The following is a 23,601-nucleotide window of genomic DNA, read 5'->3' as shown; positions in this document are numbered from 1 at the left end:
TCGTCAGCGAGCGGGCTGGACGAGCTCGATGAAGCGGGACAGCAGCGACAGCCCGGCGATCGAGGGCGGCAGCCCCGTGGTGAGCGCCGGCGAGTGCACGAGGTACGCCGCCCACTTCGCCCGCGAGATCGCCACGTTCAGCCGGTTCGGCATGAGCAGGAAGTCCAGCCCGCGCGGGATGTCGGCTGCACTCGACGCTGCCAGGGACACGATCGACACCACTGCCTCGCGGCCCTGGAACAGGTCGACCGTGCCGACCTGGGTACCGGTGAAGCCTGCACGGTCGAGCTCCTGACGGATCAGGGCACCCTGCGCGTTGTACGGGGCGACGACGATGACGTCCTCGTCGGTCAGGGCGCGAGCGTCCGAGCCGTCGGTCCAGGTCCGCCCGACGACATCGCCGACGAGGGCCACCACGCGGGCGGCTTCCTCCGGTGACGAGGTCGTGTTGCCCGCGTGCACGACCGGCACGGGGTGCACGCCCGCGTCGATGCCGTCGAGGTGCCGACCGGACACCATCGACGCGAGCTGCCCGTCGTAGGACAACGCCGACACGGACTCGGTCAGCGCCGGCTCCATGCGCCGGGTGCGGGCCAGGAAGTACCCGAACTCCGGCGGCAGGACGTGCTCGCCGTCCGCCAGCCAGCCCAGCGCGGACTCGTCGACGGGCTCCGGGTGCGAGCCCTGCGAGACCTGCGGGAGCTGCTGCGGGTCCCCGAGCAGCAGGAGTCGGGTCGCGGCGATCGAGGACGCGATGGTCGGCGCGAGCGAGAACTGCCCGGCCTCGTCGACGACGAGCAGGTCGAGGGAGCGGCGCTCGATCGTCGACGCGTTCGCGAACGTCCACGCGGTCCCGCCGACGACGCCGCCGGTGCCGGAGGCCTCGCACGAGGACAGGAACGCGGCGACGGCAGCACCGTTCTTCACGGGCGTCCACGCGGCGGCGTCGAGTTCGTCCTCGGTCGCACCGGACTTCGGCACCTTCACGACCCGGTCCGCGGGGACACCGGCGTTCACGACCGAGGACAGGAAGTTCTCCGACGTCGCATGGGACTGCCCGACGACGCCGACCCGCCAGCCGTACTCGCGGACGAGCCGTGCGACGACGTTCGACCCGACGTACGTCTTGCCCGTGCCGGGAGGCCCCTGGATCGCCAGGTACGAGCGGTCGAGGCCGAGCAGCGTCGCCACCACGGCGGACACCGTGTCGTCACCCTGCACGGGCACGATCGCTCCGCGCGGCGGCACCCGGCGCAGCAGGTCGAAGGCCGGGTCCGCCACCATCGAGGGCAGCTCGTCGAGGACCTGCTGCCCCCACTCGGCGATCGCCTCGGGCTGCGGCTTCGCGCGGGGTGGTGCCGACGGCGCGAGCGCGACCGGGAAGTCGTGGTGGGGCTCGCCGCCGACGGGCAGCCGCTCGATCAGCAGCACCTCGATCGCGTCGCCGTTGTCGCGCACGTCCACGATGCTCGCGCGAGCCGACGCGCCTTTCGACCCGGGGCCCGGAGACACGACCGACGGCGGGAGCGGGTCGTCGTAGACGAGGTGGGGCGTGCCTCCAGGCCGGAGCCGCGAGCCGGGCGCGAGCGTCCCCGACAACCGGAGTTCCCGCGACTGCGAGCGGGCACGCGGCAGCGTGTCCCAGTCCCGCTCGACGGACGCACGCTCCACGACGAGCACGTCGCGGGTGTCGGCCCAGTCGTCGACCGGGTTGCGCAGGCGGTCGAAGTGGTCCTGCCAGAAGGTCTTCGCCTCGCGCCGGTGGTAGTCGATCGCAGCTGCGGCGAGCGCCAACGCGGTCTCGTCGGGTGTGCGGTCGAGGGCGTCGACGTCCTCCAGGTGCGACGCGAGCGCGACGTACACCGGGTTCGGTTCGCGCTCGACGGGGATCGGCGGGACGTCGAGTTCGAGTGCCGGATCCGCTGCGTCCGGGTCGTCGGTGCGCAGCGACCGGAGCCAATCGCGCAGGCGCAGGGTCGAGCGGCAGTCGTAGGCGTTGTAGTCCGCGACTTCGTCGAGCATGTGCTGACCGGCGGCGGGGTCCCCGTTGCGGAGTTCCTCGATCGCGTCGACGTAGGCGGTGATGCTGTCGGCGGCGTTCGTGACGTCGCTCTCGCGCAGGTCGTCGCCCATGTACAGCGGCTCGAGCTTCTTGATCGAGTAGCTGTGGCTGCCGACGACCAGGGCCTTGCGGACGATCGGGTACAGGTCGACCAGGACGCCCGCGCGCAGCAGGTCGTCGACGGCCTCTTCACCGACGCCGTGCCGGGCGGCGAGCGACAGCAGGTGCGTCCGCTCGTATGCGGCGTAGTGGTAGATGTGCATGCCCGGGTACTGCTGCCGCCGAGCCTCGATGAACGCGAGGAACTGCTCCAGCGCAACTCGCTCGTCGCGGATCGTGTGCGCCCAGAACGCGGTGAACTCCGCGCGGTCGTCGACCAGGCCGAACAGGTAGTCGAGGCCCCAGTGCACGCCGTCCTCGGTGTGCAGCGGGTCGCCTTCGAAGTCGAAGAAGACGTCGCCGGCGTCGGGTGTCGGGATCGCATCGAGCGCGCGGGCATCGAGGACCTCGAAGCGCGGCTTCACGGGCTGGTCCGGCCCGTCGGCGCCGTTCCGTCGGGCGGTCTCCGTGTCGATCTGGAGGCTCGCCTGGCGCATCAGCCGATCCTGCGTCGCGCGGGACAAGCCCGGCACTGCCCGGGTGCGGACCGCCAGGTCGTCGATCGTCCGCACCTCGTGCTTGATGAGCTTCGCCCGCTGGTCCAGGCGCATGCCCGCGACGAGGACGAGGTCGCGGTGCTCGGCCACCTGGGTCGAGCAGATGGCGCAGCGCCCGCAGCTGGAGTAGCGCGGGTCGCCCCACTGCAGTTCGGCGTCGGCAGTGATCCGCTCGGCGATCACGCGCTGCAGTTCGGCGCGCTGCGTGCGGTACACCGGCGCGATGTCGGCGAGGTCGTGCGTGGTCGTCGTCCGGTCGCCGAGCACCAGGTGCACCTGGGCACCGGTAGGGATGTCGTGTGCCTGCATCTGCTCGGCGTAGGCGGCGAGCTGCAGCAGGGCGCTGATCTTGGCGTGCCGGGCGAGCTTGGTGTCGTAGACCTCGTACTCGCCCTGGTCGTTGCGGATGATGAAGTCCGCGAAGCCGATGAAGCCCGGGCTGCCCGCCGTGGGCGCCGCGTGGAACGTCGGCTGGTACAGGACGTCGGCGCCGTCGGCGAAGGCCTGTCGCGCTTCGGCTGCGGCGCGTGCGTAGTCCGGCGGGGCGGGGCGGTCGAACTCGACGACGTTCCGCGTGTCCTTCAGGATCGCGAGGTAGTCGAGCTCGTGCTGGTCCCCCAGCCGGGCGGTGCGCTCGAGCATGTCGTCGTGCGCCTCGGGCAGGGGTTCCCCGCGACCGAGTTTGACGTCGAGCCGGCGCAGGAACGCCCACTCGCAGGCCGACCACGTGCTGAGGTCACTCGGGCTGAGCAGCACGTGCCCGTCGACGCCGATCTGCATGCGTTTCCCCTTGTTCTCTGGTGCGTTGAAAGCCTAGGGGCGAGCGCCGACACGGAACGAGAACGGGTCGGACTCCTTGTCAGGAGTCCGACCCGTTTCGCTGTGTACTCGAGCTACCAGCAGATGTAGAGGCTGATCGAGGAGAGCAAGATGTGGCTGCCGTCCTCGGGAGTGTCGGCCTCGACGGCCTGCAGATCGTGGGTGTTCATGATCGGTCATCCTTTCGTCGTTGATCGAACACTGCGAACGTACACACGTAGTGTTTGACATGTCAACACTCCGGTGCCACGATCTCGGGATGGAAACCGGGTGGGCACGGCTGGGCGGCGACTGGACAGGGTGGCGGACGGCGAGTGACCTCGACTGGACTCACCATCGACAGCCCGAGGGGGGACCGCCCGACCAGGGCTGGAAGATCCACTTGTCGGCTCGGCTGCAGGACGCCGAGCGGGTTCGATCGCTGGCTGCCGTTTTCTGCAGGACCGCGGAGTGGTCGTTCAAGTACCTGACGACCAGGACGGTCCTCGAACGAGCCAACGCCAAGGATGCGCCTCGCACGAGCAGCGGGAAGTTCGTGACGATCTACCCTCCGGCGTCCGCGGTCGACGAAGCGCTGCTCGACCATCTGGCTGCGATCTTCGGCGACTGTCGCGGGCCACGGATCCTCGGCGACCTCCAGTGGCGGAAGTCCGTGGTGCACGTTCGCTACGGAGCGTTCCGTTCGCTCTCCGACTGGGACGGCAAGCCTGCCATCCGAGATCCGAGCGGTGCCCTCGTGCCGGACCGCCGAGGGGTCGTGTTCGACCCGCCCGACTGGGTCGAGCTGCCGAACTGGCTCGAGGCCGAACGGCTTCGATCAGGTGGAGTCGACGAGCCGCTCTCACGGACGCGCGTCTCCGGCGCGTACTCGTTCTCCAACGCTGGCGGCGTGTACCGAGCGTTGCACGACGCGCACGGCGAAGTGGTCATCAAGGAGGGGCGCGAGTACGTCGGAGAACAGGCTGGCCGCGACGCTGCCGGTCGTGTGGAAGACGAGTACGAGACCCTTCGACACCTGGAAGGTTCAGGGGTGGCACCGCGGGTCCACGGAACGTTCCGCTCCGGAGGCTCGGCGTTCATGATGAGCGAACCCGTGCCGGGCACTCCGTTCAACCGCGCAGTCATGTCGCAGAACCCGCTCACCGCCGCCGAGGCTGACCGCACGACGCTCGACGAACACGCAGCGAGCGTCCGACAGGCCGTGCGCGCGATCGAGCGTCAAGTCGAGCGACTGCACGCGCTCGGTGCCGTCCACGGTGACATCTCACCGCGGAACGTGCTCGTGGAGTCTCCGACGGCCGCGCGGCTGATCGATTTCGAATCGTGCACAGTCGGGGAACCTTCTGGGACGGTCGGGCCAACGACACCGGGCTTCAGCGCGCCGAACGCGGTCCGTGGGCCAGACCGAGATCTGTTCGCGATCGCATGCCTGCACCTCGCCGCACTCGTTCCCCTCACGACGCTCTTCCCACTGGACCCCGGGAAGATCGATGAAGTACTCGCCGCGGCCCGGGTCTGGTTCCCGACCGCGCCAGTGGACGCGCTGCGGAGCGTCATCGGCCGGTGCGTTGCCCTGCCGGACGGGAACACTGCGCGGATGACGCCACCCAGTGTTGCCGAGCTCCGGGACGCGATCAGATCGCGGAGGGAAGCGCCCGGGTCTGCGCACCGGCCCGGCCTCGAGCGCGGAGCGGACGGCCTCGCACTTGCGCTGCAACGGTCTGAGCCCGACACGAGAACTCCCCCGGGTCCGCTCTCGAGCGAAGCGCCCTCAGGCGCGGGCCTGTTCTCCGGCCGGGCTTCTGAGGTACTCCTGGGCAGGACGACGCCGGCGTTCCTCGCCCGACTGCGGGACGAGGTCCGCGGCATGCTGCGCGTCGACCTCGAGGACGGGCTCGCGGGGATCGGCCTCGCGCTCCTCAGTGCTCCGACGCGGAGCGTCCACCGGGACACCGTGGACGTGATCGCGGAACGTCTCACGGAGTTCAGCCACGACGACAACCGTGCGCTGCGCCTGCCTGCCGGCCTCCGCAACGGACCGTCCGGCATCGCGTTGTTCCTGGCGCTGCACGGACGCCTGCACGATGATGCTGCGGCCGTCGAGGCCTCCCGACGCATGCTGGAGATCGACCTGCACCGCCTGGAGCACCGACAGGGGTGGGGCCGGCAGCTCCGCCACAGCGGCCGACTCGTGCCCTTCCTCGGGTCCGGCTCCGCCGGCGTCGGGGTCGCGCTCGTGCAGGTGTTCCGCGCGACGACCGACCAGGACCTCCTGCCGGTGCTCCACAGCGTGGCCGAAGCAGCGTCGCCGGAGTTCACCGCGCATTCGGGCCTGCTCGACGGACGCGCGGGACTCATCCACTTCCTCGTGGACGTCGGCGAGATCGGGATCGCACCGTTCGATGCCGAGTCCGTCGCCACGCGCTTGGACGAGCACCGCCGGCGTCTCGCGCTGCACCGGCTCCAGACTCCCGACGGGGTTGCCTACCCAGACCAGCATCTCCGAGCAGTCGACGACGGTTGGGGCCATGGCGGAGCGGGTGTCCTCACCGCCCTGGCCGCGATCGAGGACTTCGAACGTTGTCGCGGCCTGCAACACGATGTCCCGTCGTTCCTCCGCGGCGGACACGGATGATCGCGCTCTCCGTCCTCGGGATCTCGTCACGCTCGATCCGTCCAGACGGCCGCAGGATCATCAGCGACGTGCGCTTCCGCGCCGAGCCCGGCAGCCTGACCGCCATAGTCGGACCGTCCGGAGCCGGCAAGTCGACCCTGCTCGACCTGGTGACGGGCATCGAGGTGCCAGCGACCGGCTCGGTCCTGCTCGGCGACACGCGCATGCACCCTGCCACGGACTCCGGCAGAGCACGGTTGCGAGCGCGGGTGTTCGCCGCAGCACGACAAGGTGACGACCTCATCGATGCGCTGTCGGTCGACGACAACGTCCTGCTCGGTCAACGTCTCGCTCGCAGGATCGACCGATCGTTCGCGGAACGGGTGTGCGCGGCGCTCAACCTCGACCGTGACGTTCGGCGAACGCCGGTCCAGCACCTGTCGGGCGGGCAGCGGAGGCGAGTCGCCCTCGCGCGAGCGTGCGCAGCCGGTACGGCGATGCTGGCCTGCGACGAACCGACCACGGCGCTGGATGACTCGAATGCCGGGCTCGTCCGTGGAGTCCTCCGGAGCGCGGCGACCTCGGGCAGGACAGTGGTCGCCGTCACCCACGACTTCCAGCTGGCAGCGGACGCCGACCGGATCGTTCAGCTGGTCGACGGCCGGACGACAGCGCTGCTCGATCGTCCGACCGAGCAGCAGGTCCGCCGCCTCATGACGGTGCCCTCGTGATCGCTCTCCTCGCTCTGGCTCGCACGGTTCGCGCTGATCTCCGTCCGGCGCTCGGGTTCGTGATCACGGTGGTCGCCGCCGTGATCGGGCTCGGAGTGGTGGTCGGCGGCGGGCTCGATCTCGCGGGCGCCCACCCGGACACCGCACGAGCACTCGAAGCGGTCATGCAGCTCACGGCGCTCAGTTCGACAGTCGCTTCGTTCATGTCGGCCCGGGGGTTCGCGATCTCGCTGCTTCCGGAGACGCGGTGCCTTCGAGCACTGGGCACGAGCTGGATGACGTTCTGGACGTTCGGAGCCGTGGTCGTCTCCTCCGCAGCGGTCGTCGCCGTGCTGTTCGCTGTCGCGGTCGAACAACGGCTCCGGACGAGCTGGGTCGTCGGTCTGGCGGAGGTCCTCGGCGTGACGGCTCCTCGTTCAGGCGGCGTCCCGAGCGGTGTGATCACGTGTCTGCTCGCGGTCGTCTGTGCAGCAGGTTGGTGGAGTGGGCTCCGATCTGGCCGGTTCGCCGTCGTCCGGTCCGGTCGCGCCTGGAGGGCGGTCGGTGCGTTCACGGTGGCAGCGTTGTTCGTGGCGCCCTCGGTGCTCGCGGTTGCGTTCGCGCCGCACCTGATGAGCATGGCGAGCGGCGCCGGAGACGAGACAGCTGCCAGCCGCCTGACCGTGCTCGACTCGTCCGACGGTCCGCTCATCGTGATGTCCGCCGCTGGCTTCGGGCTCGTCGGCGCGGCAGCCATCGTCGCCTCGGACGCATCCCAGACCATGGTCGGGATCGCCGCTCGCCTCCTGCGTTCCGGTCCGCTCTCGCCGTTCATCGGACTCTGCCTGGCCCGAGCCCGAATCGGGTTGTTCGGTGCGCTCACGACGCTCGTCGCAGCCGGGGTCGGTTTGACGGTCACGAGGACCATGACCGCAACCGTCGCGAGCAGCCTGGCGAGCGAACGGGCCGGAGCGGGCCTGGTCGAACTCGGGCTCACACTCGGTCCGGCGCTCTGCATCGCTGCCGCAGCATCGGTGGGTTCGGCGCTCGCACAGAGCCGCGGGACCGGCAGCGACCTCACCACGCTCAGGCACGTCGGTTCCACCCAGGGCGGCACGATCACCACGCTCTCCGTGGCAGCTGTCGCGATCGGCGCAAGCGGGTCCCTGATCGGGCTCGGTGCGGCCCTCGGTGTGGCCCTGGTCGCGTTCGCGAGCGGCGTGGATGCCTCGTGGATCGCGGCCGTGGACCCGACCGTGCCACTCGTCTCCGCTCTCACGGCGACGCTCGGCACTGCGGCGGTGTTCGTGTGCAGCGAGCTCGTCGGAGTCGTTCTCCGCCACCGCCGTCGCCATCATCGCGGAGGTGTCGAACGCACCTGACCGTCGCCGACGGGCACGAACCGCGGCCCGTCGTACCCGTCGCGGGTCACGTGCGCCGTGAAGTCCGCGAGCGTCCGAACCCAGTGCCCCCGCTCGCCGTACAGCGCCTGGTAGACGACCACCGGCTCCTCGGTCTCGACGTCACGGGCGACGAGCAGCACCTCGTAGTCGTTGCCCTTGAAGTGGCGGTACCGGCCAGGAGTCACGTCGTCGCTCACACCCGCGATGCTAGGGCCGGGTGGCAGAGCGCTCCTACACTCGGGCCATGACCGAGCACGCTCGAACGGACCGCGGCCTCGACCGACTCGTCAACTTCTCGGACGCCACGGTCGCCATCGCGATCACGCTCCTGATCCTGCCGCTGGTCGACATCGCCAGTGACCTGCGCGACGGCGAGGGCGCGGGCGACCTGCTCAGAGCCCACTGGCCCGCCCTGCTCGAGTTCCTCATCACGTTCTGGTTGATCTCGCGGTTCTGGATCCTGCACCACCAGGTCTTCGAGCACGTCCGCTCCTACAACGCCCGGGTCATGCAGCTGAACTTCGTGTGGCTCATCAGCATCGTGTTCCTGCCCTTCGCCGCGAACCTGCTCAACAGCGGCGAGAACGACGACCGTGTGGCCCACGCGCTGTACCTCGGCAGCATGGTCGTGACGAGCCTGGCGCTCACCGGCATCGAACTCGTGCTCCGACGGAACCCCGCGTTGCTCTCCACGCCGCTGGGCGACTCGGCGCGGGGGCTCATCGCCGCCGGACTGCTGTCGCTCGCCCTGGTCCTGTCGGTGGTGTTCCCGAGCATCGGCCTGCTCTGGGCGTTGCTCCTCGTGCTGCAGGGCACCGTCGCTCGGCTGCTGCGCCGCGTCTGAGCGCGGTACGGTCAGCGCATGGGCCTGGGGGACGCGGAGACCGTACTGGCACGCAAGAACGCGAACTTCGTCATCGACGAAGCGGCAGCGGAGGCCGGCCTCGTCCGTTCGATCGCAGCACCCGGCCGGTTCGGGATGCGCCGCCACGAAGCCGCGGGAGGCCGACTCACCCTGACCCCCGCGGTCCTCTGGTTCCGAGCGCATCCGTTCAACTTCGTCCGGCCGACGTTCGGCATCCCGCTCGACTCCATCGCGGAGCTCCACGACACCTCACGCAACGTCTCGCGGCAGATGCAGGTCGTGCTGCAGGACGGGCAGCGCCTGACCTTCGTCATCTGGGGCGTTCGAGCGTTCATCGAGCGGATCGACCGGGCGCGCGCCGCGCTCTGACGACACGCGAACCCGCCCGCGTCACGTCGCCGGTCCACCGCGGCCGGCGACCGCCGCGCGCCGCCATGTGCGTCGGTCCAGGTGTTGGTCCCGGTCCCGGTCCCGGCGCCTTGAATAGTATGCCTATACTAGGCGCCGGCGACCGGCCGACCGGCCGCCCGGCCGACCGGCCGACCGGCCGCCCGGCCGACCGGCCGCCCGGCCGGCCGGTCGGTCGGACCTCCGGACGCGAGCCCCTCCATGATCGTCCGACCGCTCCGAGACCGTCACGTTCGGTCACGTTCGGTCACGTTCGCCCCCGGACGCACCAGAACGACGTACCGTCACGGCATGACCGTCATCGTGGCCGTCGCCGTCCTGGCGGGAGTCCTCGCCCTCGCCACCGTGATCGGCCTGCTCCTGCGCACGAGGACGGGCCGAGCGGTCCCCCAGACCGGCCGCGCGCGCAACACGCCAGCCAGCCCCGACAGCAGCGTCGCCGACATCGCTCCCCCGACCGCCTTCGGCACCCGCGCCACCCTCGTCCAGTTCTCCACGCCGACCTGCGCCCGCTGCCCGGCGACGGCCCGCCAGCTCGACGCCCTCGCAGCGCAGCACGCCGGCGTCGAACGGCTCGAGATCGGCCTCGCCGAGCACCCGTACCTCGCCACGCGCTTCAACGTCCTGCAGACCCCCACGGTCCTGCTCGTCGACGGTGCCCATGCCGTCCGCACCCGCTTCGGAGGCCCACCCCGCCCACCCGAACTCACCGCAGCCCTCGACACCGTCCTCACCGGCCCACAGGAGTCCCGATGACCACCGCCCCCGACAAAGCAGGCATCGACCCGCGCTCCCCGCGCTTCGGTGCCGCGATCACCACGGTCCTGCTCGCCCTGACGATCGTCCTGACGCTGATCCCCGCAACGTGGGTCGCCGGCATCGTGCTGCTCGCGGTCATCGTGGCGCTCTTCGCGATCGGCGGCATCGCCGGCATCCGCCGCCACCCGTACGGCGCGCTCTTCCGTCGCTTCGTCCGGCCGAGGCTCGCCCCGCCCGCCGAGCTCGAGGCGCCCGAACCGCCGACCTTCGCCCAGCAGGTCGGCCTGTTCGTCACCGCCGTGGCGCTGCTCCTCGCCCTGCTCGGCGTGCCGTACGCAGCCCCCATCGGCGCCGCCGTCGCCCTGATCGCCGCGTTCCTCAACGCCGTGTTCGACGTCTGCATCGGCTGCCTGCTCTACGTGTGGCTGGTCCGTGCAGGCGCCTTCCGTCCGCGACGCGGCATCGCCTGACGGCGGTCGACCGGGAGGCCCGGCTCACCTCCGCCCCGCCACCCGCGCTGCCAGCGTGGTCGCGTCCACCGCCCGGCGAACAACCAAAGTCACCCCGCGCCGCGCGATCCCGCGGTTCGAGGTGACTTCGGTTGTGCGGCGCCGGAGGCTCCCCCCACAGCAGCCTCCGACGCCGGCCCGGTCAGACGGCGAGCGCCTGCTCACTGAGCGCGACGAGGTCGTCGGCGCGCAGGTTCGGCCAGCCGTGCAGCAGCTCCCGCCACTGGGCCGGCAACGACGACGCCCCATACAGCGCACCGGCAAGGCCACCGGCGATCGCAGCGACCGTGTCGGTGTCGTTGCCGGTGCGCACCGCGCGGACCAGGGCGTCCTCGAGCGAGGAGCTCTGCTTGACCGCGGCGTAGGCGGCCTGCAGCGCGGACACCACCCACCCGTTCGACTCCGTGTAGTCCACCGGCTGCGAGTGCTCGGCCGTGACGATCCGGTCCACCCACGCTCTGCGCCGGTCGAGGTCGAGGAGGTCGATGCCACGCAGGAGGTCGAGCTCGCCGGTCAGCACCGCGTGCCGGATCGCCACGCACCAGAGCACGCACGCGTCCCCCGCGTCGGACTCGTAGTGCGTCAGGTCGCTGATCGCGCGAGCCGCCGCTGCGAGGCGTTCCTCTTCGCCGATGTCACCGCGCAGGTAGGCGAGCACCAACGGTGCGGTGCGCATGAGCGACCCGTTGCCGGCGGAGCGGCCCTTGTACTCGTGCTCCTGCCGGGCCGAAGCCCGCGCGACGGAGGCGATCCGTGCCTCCAGACCGGTCAACACGTTGCGCGTCTGGATGCCGACGTCGGGCGCGTTGACCGACCACGCTGCCCAGGCGGCCACCAGGCCGTCGAGGGCTGGCTCCGACGCTGGGTCGCCGCCGCGGGCGACCGTGCGGAGGATCGGAACGGCCATGCTCGTGTCGTCGGTCCACTCCCCGGGCGCCCAGCCGAAGGAGCCGCCGCCGGTCATCGTGATCGGGGTCGGCTCGGGCACTGCCGGTCGGAACTCGTACCCGGCGCCGAGGGCGTCGCCGGCGGCGGAGCCGAGGACGGCACCGACTGCTCGGTCGTGGATCTGCGGGGTGGTCATGTGGACCTCCGGATCGGGTTTGCGCGAGATTGCGTAAAACCGATCCTGCACTACTCGCCACGTTTGCGCAAGTGTGCGTAAACTCACCGGCATGACCGACGAGTACCGCGACGCGAGCGGCCGACGCCTGACGGACTACCCGCGACCCTCCGTCGCCGTGGACACCGCGGTGCTGACCGTCCCCGCGGGCGGACCACCGTCCGTCGTGCAGGTCCGCGATGCCACCGAGGGCGACTGGCGACTCCCGGGGACGTTCGTGCACGAGGGTGAGCGGCTGGCTTCGGCCGTCTTGCGGTCGCTCTCCACGAAGGCGGGCGTGACGGGGCTCGCGCCGGAGCAGCTGCACGTGTTCGACGATCCGGCGCGGGACGACCGTGGGTGGGTGCTGTCGGTGGCGCACCTCGACGTGGTGCCAGCTCGTGCTCTGGACCTGGACGAGCCCCAGGTGCGACTCACGCCGGTGTTCGAGGCGCGCGGGATGGTGCACGGGCACGACGAGATCCTCGAGTTCGCGGTCGCTCGGCTCCGTTCCGTCTACAGCGACGCCCCGGATCCACACGGGCTGCTCGACGAACCGTTCACGATTTCGGCGTTGCGGCAGCTGCACGAGGCGGTCCTCGGCGAGCGCCTGCTTCCGGACTCGTTCCGGCGAGCAATGCTGCCGAAGCTGGTTGCAACGGACACGAAGCGGGCGGACGGGCCGGGGAAGCCAGCGACGCGGTACCGGCGGGGGTGACGGGACCGGTCGGCCGCCGAGGGTGCGCGCGAACACCGAACTCACCTACTGGCTGTTCGTCGCACCGATCGTCATCGTCGCGACAGTCGTCACCGTCGGGCGATCCGCTCGTAGGGTGGGGACATGGGGGAACTCGAACTGACAGCACGGCGCGCTTGGCGACGAACGACCCTGCTCGCGCTGATCGGAGCCGTCGTCGGCGCCGTCATCGGCGGGCTGCTGGCCACGACCGAGTCGGGCGCCGTCGCAGTCCTCACCGTCGTCGGCTTCGGCGCGGCCGTTGGTGGCCTGACCGGTACCTTCTCGATCCTCGCCACGACCATCGGGATGTCGACCGCGATGCAAGCCACCACGGCGGGGCTCTCCCCTGCGGGCAAGCGCATGGTGACGCAAGCGATCAAGACCGGCAGCCCGATCCAGCCGCCCGAGTCCGGCCTCGCCCTCCGAGCACGCGAGCACGCACGACTGCTCTCCACCTACCAGCCGCTCGCCCTCGCCCAGTTCCTCCTGCTCTACCTCGGCATCGCTGGCGCCCAGTTCCCGATGCTCGCTGACGAGGACGTCTCCGGCTCGGCGTTCCCCCGGTTCCTCTGCGCAGCACTGCTCATCACCGCACTGATCATGACGCCGATCCTGCTGCGAGCGGTTCGTCGGTCGCGGCGGTACCTGCGGGCGGCGACCGTCGTGGCATCCCCGGCCCCGCAAGCCTGACGAGCACGACCGCCCGCACAACCAAAGCGCATCCGAGCCGCGCGATCCCGCGGCGCGAGCTGACTTTGGTTGTGCGAAACGGAACTGCACCGCGCCTCGCCGCCGCACCCGGCACGCCCACCTCGACGTAACACGCAATTTACTTTCACCCCTGGCGCTCGCGCACGAAAGACGCTTTCATAGCGGGATGACGATCACCGAGCGGCCCGACCGGGTCGAGCGCGCCGACGCCTTCGCCCTCGTCCGCACCCAGTCGGCCACGATGCCGTCGAGCATGCGCGCCATCGCCGACGCCGTCCTCGAGGACCCGGCAGCCGCAGCCACCACGAACGCCGCCGAGCTCGCCGGCCGCGCGGGCGTCTCCCCCGCCACCGTCTCCCGCTTCGCCCAGCACCTGGGCTTCGCGAACTTCGCCGGCCTGCAGCGCAGCATGACCCGGGCCGTCGAGCGGGGCATCCACGAGCGCGAGCACACCGAGATCCACGCCGGGGTCGCCGTCGACGACGACGTGGCCACCGTCATCGCGAAGGTCACCGAGGACGTCCGCGCCGTGATGGCCGACACCCGCGCCGCGCTCGACCCGCATGCCCTCGAGGCAGCGGCCGCAGCCGTGAGCAGTGCCCGCCGCGTCGTCCTGTACGGCGTCGGCGCGAGCGGCATCGTCGCGCGGGACCTGCACCTCAAGCTCGAGCGCATCGGCATCGTGACCTCGATCGCCGACGACCCGCACAACGTCCTGACCCTGGCGAGCGTCATCGGCGAGCACGACGTCCTGGTGCTCGTCAGCCACTCGGGCTCCACCGTCGAGACCCTCGAGGTCGCCCACGCCGCCGCAGCCCAGCGCTCGACGATCGTCGCCATCACCGGCCACGCGAACGCGCCGCTCGCCACCGCGGCCCACCACGTCCTGCTCGGCGTCGCCGGTGCCGAGAGCGCCCTCCGCCCCGCCGCCATGGGCAGTCGCATGAGCCAACTCGCCATCGTCGACGCCCTCTTCATCGTCGTCGCGCAGCGCACCGACGAGCGGTCCCAGCCGCTCCTCGCCCGCAGCCGCGACGCCGTCCGCACCCACCACCGGAACTGAGCACCACCATGACCACGAAGCACGACAGCCACGACGCCCTCCGCGACGAACTCGCCGCCCTCACGACCGAGGCGATCGACCACTCACTGGACGACATCGACACGATCTCCACGCTGGAAGCTGCCCAGCGCATGAACGCCCGAGACCGCAGCGTGCCTGCGGCACTCGAGCCGTGCCTCCCGGCCATCGCCTTGGCGGCAGACTCGATCGCCGCAGCGTTCGCGCGCGGCGGCAGACTCGTCTACGTCGGCGCCGGCACGCCGGGCCGGCTCGGCGTCCTCGACGCCAGCGAGTGCCCGCCCACCTTCGGCACCGACCCGAGCCAAGTGGTCGGCGTGATCGCCGGCGGCGACGTCGCCCTGACCACCGCCGTCGAGGGCGCGGAGGACGACGAAGCAGCGGCCGTCCGCGACCTCGACGCGCTCGGCCTGACGGCCGACGACGTGGTCGTCGGGATCAGCGCGTCCGGCAGGACGCCCTACGTGATCGCAGCCATCCTGGAGGCCCGGCGCCGCTCCGCCCTGTCGGTCTCCGTCGCGTGCAACCCCGACTCGGCCGCGGGGCGGGAGGCGGACATCGCCATCGACGTCGTCGTCGGCCCCGAGTTCATCGCCGGGTCGACCCGCCTGAAGGCGGGCACCGCGCAGAAGCTGGTGCTGAACATGCTCACCACGCTCGCGATGGTGCGCAGCAACAAGACGTACGGCAACCGCATGGTCGACGTGCGGGCGACGAACGCGAAGCTCGTCGCGCGGGCGTTCTCGCTCGTGCAGGACGTCACCGGCGCTGCTTCCGCCGAAGTCCAGACGGCGCTCGATGCCTCGGACGGCGAGGTGAAGACGGCCATCGCCGTGATCCTGACCGGCGCCTCCGCTGCCGATGCCCGCGAGCGCCTCGATGCTGCTGCCGGCTCGTTGCGCGCCGTGCTGTAGACCCCGTTCCCCTTTCTCCGCTTTCCTTCCGCTCGATTCCTTCCCCCGAGGAGCACAGCAATGCCCGATGCACAGCAACTCGCCCAGCAGATCCTCGACTCCGTCGGTGGCTCCGTGAACATCGCCGACGTCGAGAACTGCATGACCCGACTCCGGGTCGAGGTTTCGTCTCCCGCGTCGGTCGACCTGCCTGCGCTGCAAGCCACCGACGGCGTCATTGCCGCCATCGCGGCCGGCTCGAACCTGCAGATCGTGCTCGGCCCGGGTCTCGTCGACCGCGTGGCCGACGACCTGGAGGCCCTGCGCGCGTCCGCCCCGTCCGCTGCGGCTGGTGGGTCCGGTGCGTCGCCTGAGGAGCTCGCCGCTCGCGGCGCGTCGATCAAGGCGTCCGCCCGGTCGCGGGCCGACGGCCGCACCATGCGCGCGATCCGGAAGATCTCCGCGATCTTCGTCCCGCTCATCCCCGCACTGATCGCCTGTGGTCTGATCGCCGGGATCAACGGCATCCTGACGAACCTCGGCTGGGTGCCCGGCGTGACGCCGTTCCTCGGGGTGCTCTCGTCCGGCTTCCTCTCGCTGCTCGCCGTGTTCGTCGGGATGAACGCCGCGAAGGAGTTCGGCGGCACGCCCATCCTCGGCGGCGCGGTCGGCGGCATCATCGTCGCGGCCGGTGTCGCGAACGTGACCGTGTTCGGGGAGACCCTCGCTCCCGGGCAGGGCGGCGTGCTCGGCGCCATGGCCGGCGGCATCCTCGCCGCCTACGTCGAGCGCTTCATGCGCCGGGTCACGCCGGACGTCATCGCGCTCATCGTCGTGCCGACCGTGACCGTGCTCGTCGCCGGTTCGGTGACGCTGGGGATCCTGATGTCCGTCGCCGGTGTCGTGTCGGTCGCGATCGGGACCGCGGCGACCTGGCTGCTCGCGAACGGCGGGGCCTTCGCCGGCTTCGTGCTCGGAGGGCTCTTCCTGCCGCTCGTCATGACCGGCATGCACCAGGGGCTCATCCCGATCCACACCACCCTGATCGACCAGACCGGGTGGACCGTGCTGCTGCCCGTCCTGGCGATGGGTGGTGCCGGACAGATCGGTGCTTGCATCGCGCTGTGGGTGCGGTTCCGCTCGAACGCGTCGCTGGTGCGAACCATCCGCGGTGCGCTGCCCGCCGGGTTCCTCGGTGTCGGTGAGCCCCTGATCTACGGCGTGACGCTCCCCCTCGGGCGGCCGTTCATCACGGCGTGCATCGGTGGAGCGTTCGGCGGCGGTGTCGTGGGACTGTTCGACCAGCTTGGGCACTCCGTCGGGGCGATCGCGATCGGTGCCTCGGACCTGTCGCTCATCCCGCTGCTGAACGGGTCGTCCGGGTACGGGTGGGCGTTGCTCGGGTACGGGTCGGGGCTCGTGGTGGCGTACGTCGTGGGGTTCGTGGCGACGCTGCTGTTCGGGGTGTCTGAGTCGGTGCGGGCTGACCTCGAGGCGCAGTCGTCTGCACCAGCCGGCGACCCCGCCGCTCCGGATGCGCCGCTCGACGTGCAGGTCACGCCCGCTGACTCCGTGGGAGCTGCACGCTGATGCGGTTGGGCGCGAGCGCGTACCTGGCGCACGGTCCGCTGGCTGGTCCGACCTTCGAGGCCGCCGCGGCCGCGGATGCGACGCTCGCGTTCAACTCGTTGCACATCCCGGAGGACTCCCCTTCGAGCGGTGGCCTGAGCGGCCACCGTTGTGACCGCCATCGACAGCGGTCCGATCAACACGAATGCGGGTACCCACCAGTAGAGCCGCGTTGACGCGACCGCGCCGATGAAACTCGTCCCTAGAAGTGTCGTTCCGAGGGCTGCTGTCAGCCCGCCAGACCACCAGGCCGCATCAAATCAGCGACGATTCCCCGCATGCGCGGCATCCGCTACGGCGGACCAGCGATGGCCGTAACTGCGGCTGAAGACGCGCTCCTTCCGAGACGCCCAACGACGTACATCCCGCAACTGAGCCGAATTTTGGGACGGCGCGCCGATAAGCGGTGTTCGATCTATTCGCAGATGCCAGCAGCGGCGCGGATCGCGGATCCCAGCAACGACGGGCCTTCCACGACACTCGGGATTCTGTTCCACGCAGCCGAGTCCGACCCGGCGCCCTCGACGTCACTACGACAGTGCGTTCGCGAGACCCACGCTCCGCGACTCCGCTTGAAGGATTCGTGTGGGGCAACGCAGGAGCGCCCAGCCACGTGTCTCGTCGTCGGTCACCGGCGCAATTACCAACTCACGACCTCAACGCCCGTGTGGACCGCATGCACGGTCTTGAATAGAGTCGGTCGAAGTACGGCGCTGAACTACTCCCCCGGCTCGCAGTCGCGGATGGGGGAGCAACGAGCCCGGGGGTAGACAACGGGTGGCGTCTCAACGAGCAGAATCCGGCGCTGTCTCTCGTCCTCGCTTGATGCCGTCGTTGGTCTCTTCCAATCGACCGTCGCGCAGGAGAGCGGAGATGACGCCGAGAAGCCGTCCCCGAATGTCCGCTCCGACCCGTTTCCAGCCATACAGCCCAGCGACGCCCGTGACCAGCGCGTCTTTGGTGGCCACAACCGCGTCCTGCGTCAGAAGTTCAAGCGCTCGGCTCAGCTCGTCGTCCGGGATTTGGTCCACGGACCGAACGAACGCCCCACCACTTCTGACAACGGCGCTGTGTTCGCGTTGCCTCCGCACGAAAACCCCGTCGGTCTCGAGGCCGGCTTGCCGGACGGCGAGCATCAGTGTTCCTCGGATGCGAGAGCCGATCCGACCGTAGTCGGAGTGCTCACGTAGCCGTTGCGCAAGTACGTCCATGTGCAACGGCGCCTCCGTTCCTGCGATGGCCTGTACGAATGGAATCAGTGCAGGAGCGTTCAGCGGATGGCTCAGATCGACGTTCGGGACACGGGTTGTGCGCCCGATCTGGTACTCCGACACCCAGCTCGGCGTCGCATCCAGCGGCGCTTCCACGACCTCCACGACGACAGGTGCCGCGGCTCGCGGCGTTTCGGCGACGACTCGTCCGAGAACGGGTTGGGCTGCGAGACGTTCCAGGATCTGCCGTAGCCGCTCTTTCTCCCGGTCGGGATGCCGGTACCAGGCGGTGCCCCAGATGTGGTGCAGATTCCATCCGAGACCTTCGAGGATCTGGTGCCGGAGACGATCGCGATCTCGCGCGGCGCGACTCGAGTGGTACATCGCGCCGTCGCATTCGACCCCGATCATGAACGCTCCAGGCTGATTCGGATGCTTCACGCCGATGTCGATCCGGTAGCCGGATACGCCGACCTGCGGTTGGACCTCGAAGCCGAGGCTACGGACGAAGTCCACGACCGCGTCTTCGAAGGGCGATTCCGTGTCGAGCCCAGACGGGCTGAGTTCCATCGCAAGCGCCGACGGCCCTCGCTCCGCGAAGTCGAGGTATCGCCGCAAGTGCCGAGTGCCGGCGGCGCTGACTTCGCCGATGTCGCCAGCGCTCATCGATGTGACGAGCTCCACGAGTTCCTTCGCGCGCGTGATGGCCACGTTCAATCGTCGTTCCCCGCCTGCACGCCCAACGGGACCGAACTGCCGGTACACCTTTCCGTGTTCGTCGGGTCCGTATCCGGTGGAGAAGATGATCACGTCGCGTTCGTCGCCCTGCACCGACTCCAGGCTCTTGACGAAGAACCCGGACACGCGGTCATCGTCGAAATGCGCGTCGAGGTCCGGCCGGTCGGATCGGGCCAGCTCGACGGCTGCTTCGATGGCGTCGCGTTGCGCAGTGGAAAACGCGACGACCCCGAGGCTCTTGTCGGGTCGCGTCGTGTAGTGATGCAACACACGGTCGGCGACGTGCCGCGCTTCGATTGGGTTGTCGCGCCCGGCCGATCTCCGATAGACGCCGTCGACCTTGAAGTAGCGGACGCCGGCGTCGGCGCTCTCGGCAACGGCGCCCGGGAAGGTAACGAGCCGGGAGTCGTAGAAGGAGGCGTTTGAATACGCGATCAGGTGCTCGTGCCTGCTGCGGTAGTGCCAGCGGAGGCTTTGCGCGGTGAACGCGCCACTGGACTTCATCAGGTCGAGGATCGACTCGAAGTCGTTGGCGAGGTCCTCTTCGCCGTCCTCATCCCCGTCGTCGACGTTCGCTTCAAAGAACGAGGTCGGCGGCAGCTGCTTCTGGTCTCCCGCCGCGATGAGTGCGGCTCCCCGATAGACGCAGTTGATCGCGTCACCCGGCAGCACCTGGCTCGCCTCGTCGAAGATGACGACGTCGAACAGCTGTTCAGCAGGAAGGTACTGCGACACCGCCAGCGGACTCATCATGAAGCAGGGATGCAGCGCGAGGACGACGTCCTTTGTCTGCGCAATGAGTTCCCGGACTGCGATGTGCTTGCGCTTCTTCTCCGCTTCGCGTCGAATGATCGCGGCTTGCCCGCTCGCCGACCGCGGCCGACGGGCGGACGCGGACTCGACGATCCTGGTGACGGCGGTATCGGCGAGTTCTGAGTCAAGCTCCCGGAACTGGGCGACGAGTTCATCGCGATCGACTCCGGCTCCTGCGGCCAATCGGGGGTCGGACTTGAGTTGCGCGTCGATCCAGCCGCGGAGAACCGTCTCGGTCAGGAACGCCGCGACCGACGTCTCCTGCAGATCTTCCGCAAGCGCGTGTTGGACGGAGGGGCCAAGGCCGTGGCTTTCGAGCTTCAAGATCGAGCGCTGCAGGTCGAACCACGCGTCCACCCCGTCGAGGTCCGCCCGCAGTCGGGCGACCGATTCGGCGGCGTTACCGAGGTCGGCGAACGCTCGCCGGAGTTCGTCGCGTCGTGGCTGATCGAACTTGTCGAACAGTCCTTCGCGGGCCAGCTGGTATTCGTCCGCCACGCCCTTAATGTCGATGTGCGACTGCGTGCGCCGGAGCAGATTGATCTGTGAACTCTCGAGTCGGCGGAGGTTCGGCGCTGTCGTGGCGGCGTCGAGGAGACGTCGTGCCCACTGAATGTGCCTGCGGATCGCGGCCGGTGCGACGTCCGACGATGTCCCAGTATCCGATCCGTTCGGAGCCGTTACGAGCACGTCGCTCCAAGAGCGCGCCGCGGCGGCGGCGGCGGATTCAAGTTGGATGTGCAGCCGAGCGGCGTGCATGTGGCGATCTATGCTCGCGTTCGGACCGAGCACGTCTGCTTGCAGTGCGACGAACTCCAGCAGAGGCTGCAGGCGCCGTAGCTGCTCCTCCAATTCGGCGGCGACCTCGACGTATGGCTTGCGGTCGTCGCTGAGGATGGAGTGCCAGCGTTTGAGGTCGTCTTCGAGCCGGTCGGCGAGGGCGCCGATTTCACGGCGATGGACGGGGTCGGTGGTGGCGCGTCGTGTCTGTGGTTCGTCGACGAACGGGACGTCCGATAGCGCGTGCAGGTTGCGGAAGCGGCGGTCGATCAGCTCCCAGTCGACCGCGTGGTTCGGGTCGACATCGTCGCCGATGCCCGTCCTGGCTTCGTCGAATGCTGAGCGGTATGCATTCCACGCGTCCGCCCAGCGACGAGCTCGTGGGAGCGCAACGACGGCATCCTTCCAAGGCACGTGCGAGATCGTCGCCAGGGCCTCGCGAAGGGCCTTGTGCCCTGCCCCGAATCGTCTCGCAAAGCTGGTGTGCTCGGCTGCGAGGCGTTCGAGCTCATCGAGGTCCGCCGTGAGCACGGCGGCGTTGAAGTGAGGGCTCGCCTCGCGTTCCGCCGCCACGAGTCGCTGCTGCGCATCGCGCAGGCGATCGGCGGTGGCGCGAGCGGCCAGGGCAAGCGAGTTGTCGTAGAGCCACGTGCTCAGCGGCGGATGCGGGTCGAGCAGATGCGGCAACGCGTCGACAAGCATTCGCGTCTCAGCCGGGTTCGACGGTCCAAAGGCTCCTGCTCCGCGGGCAAGCGCTTGCGCATCCCGCTCCAACGACCGAAGCGCGCTTGCACGATCTTCTACGTCACGCCGAGCGGCATCAAGGTCGGCGGAGGTCGACGTCGATGTGACCCCGGGCAGTCCAGCGACCAGGCTCGGTTCGGGGATCCGGTCCTCCGGGACGGGCTTCAGGCGCCGCCACTGGTCCCCCACTAACGCTGTCAGGTCATGTTCGACCCATTGCAGGTCACTGGCACAGCTCTCGTACCCGGCGAGCGTGTTCTCGATCTGCTTCAGAATCTCTTCGTCCAGCCAAGGCTGCTCGTGGAATTCAGGAGCTTCAAACCACACGTCGAGGAGCGTCGCGATGCCGTTCAGCTCGTTGGAGGCCCGGGCACCGAAGGCTTCTCGTAACTCGCGGGTGCTGTCGACAACTGGGCGAAGCCGCTCGATGGCCCGGGCCAGTCGCTGTAACGGGTAGGCCAGGTCAACGCTGCCCTCGACGAGCCCATACCAAGTGGCTTGCCGGCCCTGCTTGGCGATCCGCCAGTTGCGCTGGAGGCCAGCGGCGGCACGCTCGACGGCGTCGAGCTCTTGGGCGGTCAGTCCTGCCCCAGGTGCACCCCACGGCGGTCCGACCTGGTCGGTGCGGTCTCGTTCGAGTCGGCCGAGGATGTCGTGGAAGGTGGCGTCCAGAGGTTGGCGGATCTCGTTGGCCGCCTCGGCGTAGTCGCTGAGATCCCTCCGCGCTTGTTCGAGCTGCCCGAGCTTTACCGCGCTCATGCCGGCAGGCGGGACCGGCGTAGCTCCGAGTGCATCGCCGAGTCGTCGGGCGACGTCTTTCCGAACGGCTTTGCTGCTGTGTAGTTCGAACAGGAATGCGCCGAGGCCCCTGTCGGCGAGGCGGTTGCGGACGACGTCCAGGGCCACCGCCTTCTCGGACACGAACAGCACGCTTCTACCTTCAGCGATGAGAGCGCCGATGATGTTTGCAATGGTCTGGCTCTTGCCCGTGCCGGGTGGCCCGTCGAGCGTGAAGCTCTTCCCCGCGACCGCGGCGTGAATCGCCGCTCGTTGGCTTGCATCGGCGTCGAGGACCAGTGGCGTGGTCTCTGGTGGGGCAACGACGTCGATGATGTCGTCGCCGGCAGGGTCGAACACGAAGTCGGACTGCTCGGGCGGGATGGCGCCTGAGAGGGCACGAACGAGTTCGGAGTTCGCGACAGCGTCGGCGTTGTCGAGCAGGTCGCGGTACATGGCCTCTTTGGCGAACATGAACGCGGCCAAAGCAGCGAAGTCGTGCACTTCCCAGCCGTCGGGCCAGTTCATCGATGCCAGACGATTCAGTACTGCTTGGACCCCGTCGGCTTCGAGTTCCACTTCGAGGTCGTCGGCGGACGGAAGCTCGATGCCGTACTCCTGCGCAAGAAGCAGCGACAGCGCCGGATTCACTGCGAAGTCGTCGTCGGAGAATCGGACGAACGTTCGTTCCCTGGGTCCAGGCGCGGCGAGCTCGGCGGGCACGAGCAGGAGCGGACTGCGGCGGGTATCGCCCGCGGCGTCGACCCAACGCAGTTCGCCGAGCGCCACGTACAGGATGCGCAGACCCTTGTCGATGAACTCCCGCTTCGACGCTGCTGCGAGGTTGCGGAGCGCACGATCGACATCCCGCTGCGTCTTGTCGGCGAACAGGTGTCCGGGGTGTTGCTCAAAGTCGAACTCGCGGAGCTGCTCGAGCACGGCGCCCTCGACATCGGACGTCGCCAGTTCCTCGTCGTCGCGAACCACCTCGGCGTTGCGCTCGTCCGCCCGTGTGCCCAGCGTGAACGTGAGGCTCTCGGCTGCTATCAAGTCGAACACCTCCGCAGCGGAGTGCTTCGAATACTCGATCGTCGACGATCGAGTCGGACGGTAGTTCAGCAACCGATTTCGGCCCGAGAGGTTCAGGAGGGAGTCGCGCCATTGCGCGATCGCTCGGTCCGCTTTGCCCGTTCCCAACTCCAACGCCAACGCTCCTACCTCTTGAACGACCACTCGCCCCTCGTCGACGCCCGAACAGGACGCCTGACGCCGCTCGACGATCCGGCCTTGCAAGGGCTGGGTCAGCTCGGTCAGCAGCTTCGAGCGATTCTCCTATTCTGACCGAGGCGCACGACAACCGCACGCGTCCTGATCGGGGGACGTGCTCGACAGCGCAAGACAGGACGGCGACAAAGGGTCAGGCTTGCCAGGGACTACTGCAGGTTCGGTTAAATCTGACAGCCAGGGGCGGGGTTCCCGCGGCCGACGAGCGCAGTCAGGCGGCGTGTTCAGCCCGACCTCTAGCTGCCTCGCGAGTCCACGGGCAGCTCCCTCCCTTCGCGCACCGAAGTTCATTCA

The 23,601-nt window shown here is 69.3% G+C and carries 16 protein-coding genes; 12 read left to right on the top strand and 4 right to left on the bottom strand.

Annotated features, from left to right (window positions below):
• Nucleotides 1-3: 3 nt before the first annotated feature.
• Nucleotides 4-3,498: a TM0106 family RecB-like putative nuclease gene (locus HQQ88_RS00190; RefSeq protein ID WP_173168323.1), complete on the bottom strand. Its 3,495-nt coding sequence runs from the start codon at nt 3,496-3,498 to the stop codon at nt 4-6.
• A gap of 229 nt (nt 3,499-3,727) precedes the next feature.
• Between HQQ88_RS00190 and HQQ88_RS00185 the strand changes: the two genes are divergently transcribed.
• The 3 genes from HQQ88_RS00185 to HQQ88_RS00175 are packed head-to-tail and all read left to right on the top strand — an operon-like array spanning nt 3,728 to nt 8,243.
• A complete protein-coding gene (locus HQQ88_RS00185) occupies nt 3,728-6,172 on the top strand; it encodes a phosphotransferase (RefSeq protein WP_173168322.1) in 2,445 nt (814 codons plus the stop codon).
• Entirely contained in the window at nt 6,169-6,882 is a 714-nt protein-coding gene (locus HQQ88_RS00180) for an ATP-binding cassette domain-containing protein (protein WP_173168321.1), read from the top strand. Before HQQ88_RS00185 ends, HQQ88_RS00180 begins: the two co-directional genes overlap by 4 nt.
• Nucleotides 6,879-8,243: a hypothetical protein gene (locus HQQ88_RS00175; RefSeq protein ID WP_173168320.1), complete on the top strand. Its 1,365-nt coding sequence runs from the start codon at nt 6,879-6,881 to the stop codon at nt 8,241-8,243. The genes HQQ88_RS00180 and HQQ88_RS00175 overlap by 4 nt, the downstream gene beginning before the upstream one ends.
• On the opposite strand, the gene HQQ88_RS00170 is transcribed toward HQQ88_RS00175, so the two are convergent.
• A complete protein-coding gene (locus tag HQQ88_RS00170) occupies nt 8,216-8,461 on the bottom strand; it encodes a DUF1653 domain-containing protein (protein ID WP_173168319.1) in 246 nt (81 codons plus the stop codon). The genes HQQ88_RS00175 and HQQ88_RS00170 overlap by 28 nt on opposite strands.
• Nucleotides 8,462-8,508: 47 nt before the next feature.
• Here HQQ88_RS00170 and HQQ88_RS00165 point away from each other — a divergent pair, with 47 nt between their 5' ends.
• From HQQ88_RS00165 to HQQ88_RS00150, 4 genes are all read left to right on the top strand, one after another.
• Nucleotides 8,509-9,108, top strand: coding sequence for a TMEM175 family protein (locus HQQ88_RS00165; RefSeq protein ID WP_173168318.1), 600 nt, complete (start codon nt 8,509-8,511; stop codon nt 9,106-9,108).
• An 18-nt stretch (nt 9,109-9,126) separates the two neighbouring features.
• A complete protein-coding gene (locus HQQ88_RS00160; protein ID WP_131879074.1) occupies nt 9,127-9,498 on the top strand; it encodes a hypothetical protein in 372 nt (123 codons plus the stop codon).
• A 330-nt stretch (nt 9,499-9,828) separates the two neighbouring features.
• Nucleotides 9,829-10,293, top strand: a complete 465-nt coding sequence (locus HQQ88_RS00155; RefSeq protein WP_173168317.1) for a thioredoxin family protein — start codon at nt 9,829-9,831, stop codon at nt 10,291-10,293.
• Complete coding sequence (locus HQQ88_RS00150) at nt 10,290-10,766, top strand: DUF4395 domain-containing protein (RefSeq protein ID WP_173168316.1); 477 nt, start codon at nt 10,290-10,292, stop codon at nt 10,764-10,766. Before HQQ88_RS00155 ends, HQQ88_RS00150 begins: the two co-directional genes overlap by 4 nt.
• Nucleotides 10,767-10,947: 181 nt before the next feature.
• Here the strand turns inward: HQQ88_RS00150 and HQQ88_RS00145 are convergent, their stop codons facing one another.
• Entirely contained in the window at nt 10,948-11,889 is a 942-nt protein-coding gene (locus tag HQQ88_RS00145; protein ID WP_173168315.1) for an ADP-ribosylglycohydrolase family protein, read from the bottom strand.
• A gap of 91 nt (nt 11,890-11,980) precedes the next feature.
• Here HQQ88_RS00145 and HQQ88_RS00140 point away from each other — a divergent pair, with 91 nt between their 5' ends.
• From HQQ88_RS00140 to HQQ88_RS00120, 5 genes are all read left to right on the top strand, one after another.
• A complete protein-coding gene (locus tag HQQ88_RS00140) occupies nt 11,981-12,625 on the top strand; it encodes an NUDIX hydrolase (protein ID WP_173168314.1) in 645 nt (214 codons plus the stop codon).
• A gap of 123 nt (nt 12,626-12,748) precedes the next feature.
• Nucleotides 12,749-13,336 carry a hypothetical protein gene (locus HQQ88_RS00135; RefSeq protein ID WP_173168313.1) on the top strand — a complete coding sequence of 196 codons (588 nt, stop codon included), beginning with the start codon at nt 12,749-12,751 and terminating at the stop codon, nt 13,334-13,336.
• Between the two features lie 187 nt (nt 13,337-13,523).
• On the top strand, nt 13,524-14,420 hold the full coding sequence (locus HQQ88_RS00130) for a MurR/RpiR family transcriptional regulator (RefSeq protein ID WP_173168312.1): 897 nt from the start codon (nt 13,524-13,526) through the stop codon (nt 14,418-14,420).
• Nucleotides 14,421-14,428: 8 nt separating this feature from the next.
• Complete coding sequence (gene murQ, locus HQQ88_RS00125; protein ID WP_173168311.1) at nt 14,429-15,352, top strand: N-acetylmuramic acid 6-phosphate etherase; 924 nt, start codon at nt 14,429-14,431, stop codon at nt 15,350-15,352.
• Nucleotides 15,353-15,412: 60 nt separating this feature from the next.
• On the top strand, nt 15,413-16,921 hold the full coding sequence (locus HQQ88_RS00120; protein WP_173168310.1) for a PTS transporter subunit EIIC: 1,509 nt from the start codon (nt 15,413-15,415) through the stop codon (nt 16,919-16,921).
• A gap of 824 nt (nt 16,922-17,745) precedes the next feature.
• Here the strand turns inward: HQQ88_RS00120 and HQQ88_RS00115 are convergent.
• Entirely contained in the window at nt 17,746-23,226 is a 5,481-nt protein-coding gene (locus HQQ88_RS00115) for a DUF3320 domain-containing protein (protein ID WP_173168309.1), read from the bottom strand.
• Nucleotides 23,227-23,601 lie beyond the last annotated feature (375 nt).

Origin of the sequence: Curtobacterium sp. VKM Ac-2861, assembly GCF_013204965.1 — a bacterium.
In the GTDB taxonomy this organism is placed as follows: Bacteria; Actinomycetota; Actinomycetes; order Actinomycetales; family Microbacteriaceae; genus Curtobacterium.
This window is presented reverse-complemented; position numbering and strand designations above follow the sequence as displayed.

Excerpts from the sequence above, each read along its gene's own strand:
- HQQ88_RS00130 (WP_173168312.1), top strand. The coding sequence starts at position 13,524 with ATGACGATCACCGAGCGGCCCGACCGGGTCGAGCGCGCCGACGCCTTC.
- HQQ88_RS00120 (WP_173168310.1), top strand. The coding sequence starts at position 15,413 with ATGCCCGATGCACAGCAACTCGCCCAGCAGATCCTCGACTCCGTCGGT.
- HQQ88_RS00150 (WP_173168316.1), top strand. The coding sequence starts at position 10,290 with ATGACCACCGCCCCCGACAAAGCAGGCATCGACCCGCGCTCCCCGCGC.
- HQQ88_RS00165 (WP_173168318.1), top strand. The coding sequence starts at position 8,509 with ATGACCGAGCACGCTCGAACGGACCGCGGCCTCGACCGACTCGTCAAC.
- HQQ88_RS00180 (WP_173168321.1), top strand. The coding sequence starts at position 6,169 with ATGATCGCGCTCTCCGTCCTCGGGATCTCGTCACGCTCGATCCGTCCA.
- murQ (WP_173168311.1), top strand. The coding sequence starts at position 14,429 with ATGACCACGAAGCACGACAGCCACGACGCCCTCCGCGACGAACTCGCC.
- HQQ88_RS00190 (WP_173168323.1), bottom strand. The coding sequence starts at position 3,498 with ATGCAGATCGGCGTCGACGGGCACGTGCTGCTCAGCCCGAGTGACCTC.
- HQQ88_RS00155 (WP_173168317.1), top strand. The coding sequence starts at position 9,829 with ATGACCGTCATCGTGGCCGTCGCCGTCCTGGCGGGAGTCCTCGCCCTC.
- HQQ88_RS00140 (WP_173168314.1), top strand. The coding sequence starts at position 11,981 with ATGACCGACGAGTACCGCGACGCGAGCGGCCGACGCCTGACGGACTAC.
- HQQ88_RS00145 (WP_173168315.1), bottom strand. The coding sequence starts at position 11,889 with ATGACCACCCCGCAGATCCACGACCGAGCAGTCGGTGCCGTCCTCGGC.
- HQQ88_RS00160 (WP_131879074.1), top strand. The coding sequence starts at position 9,127 with ATGGGCCTGGGGGACGCGGAGACCGTACTGGCACGCAAGAACGCGAAC.
- HQQ88_RS00135 (WP_173168313.1), top strand. The coding sequence starts at position 12,749 with ATGGGGGAACTCGAACTGACAGCACGGCGCGCTTGGCGACGAACGACC.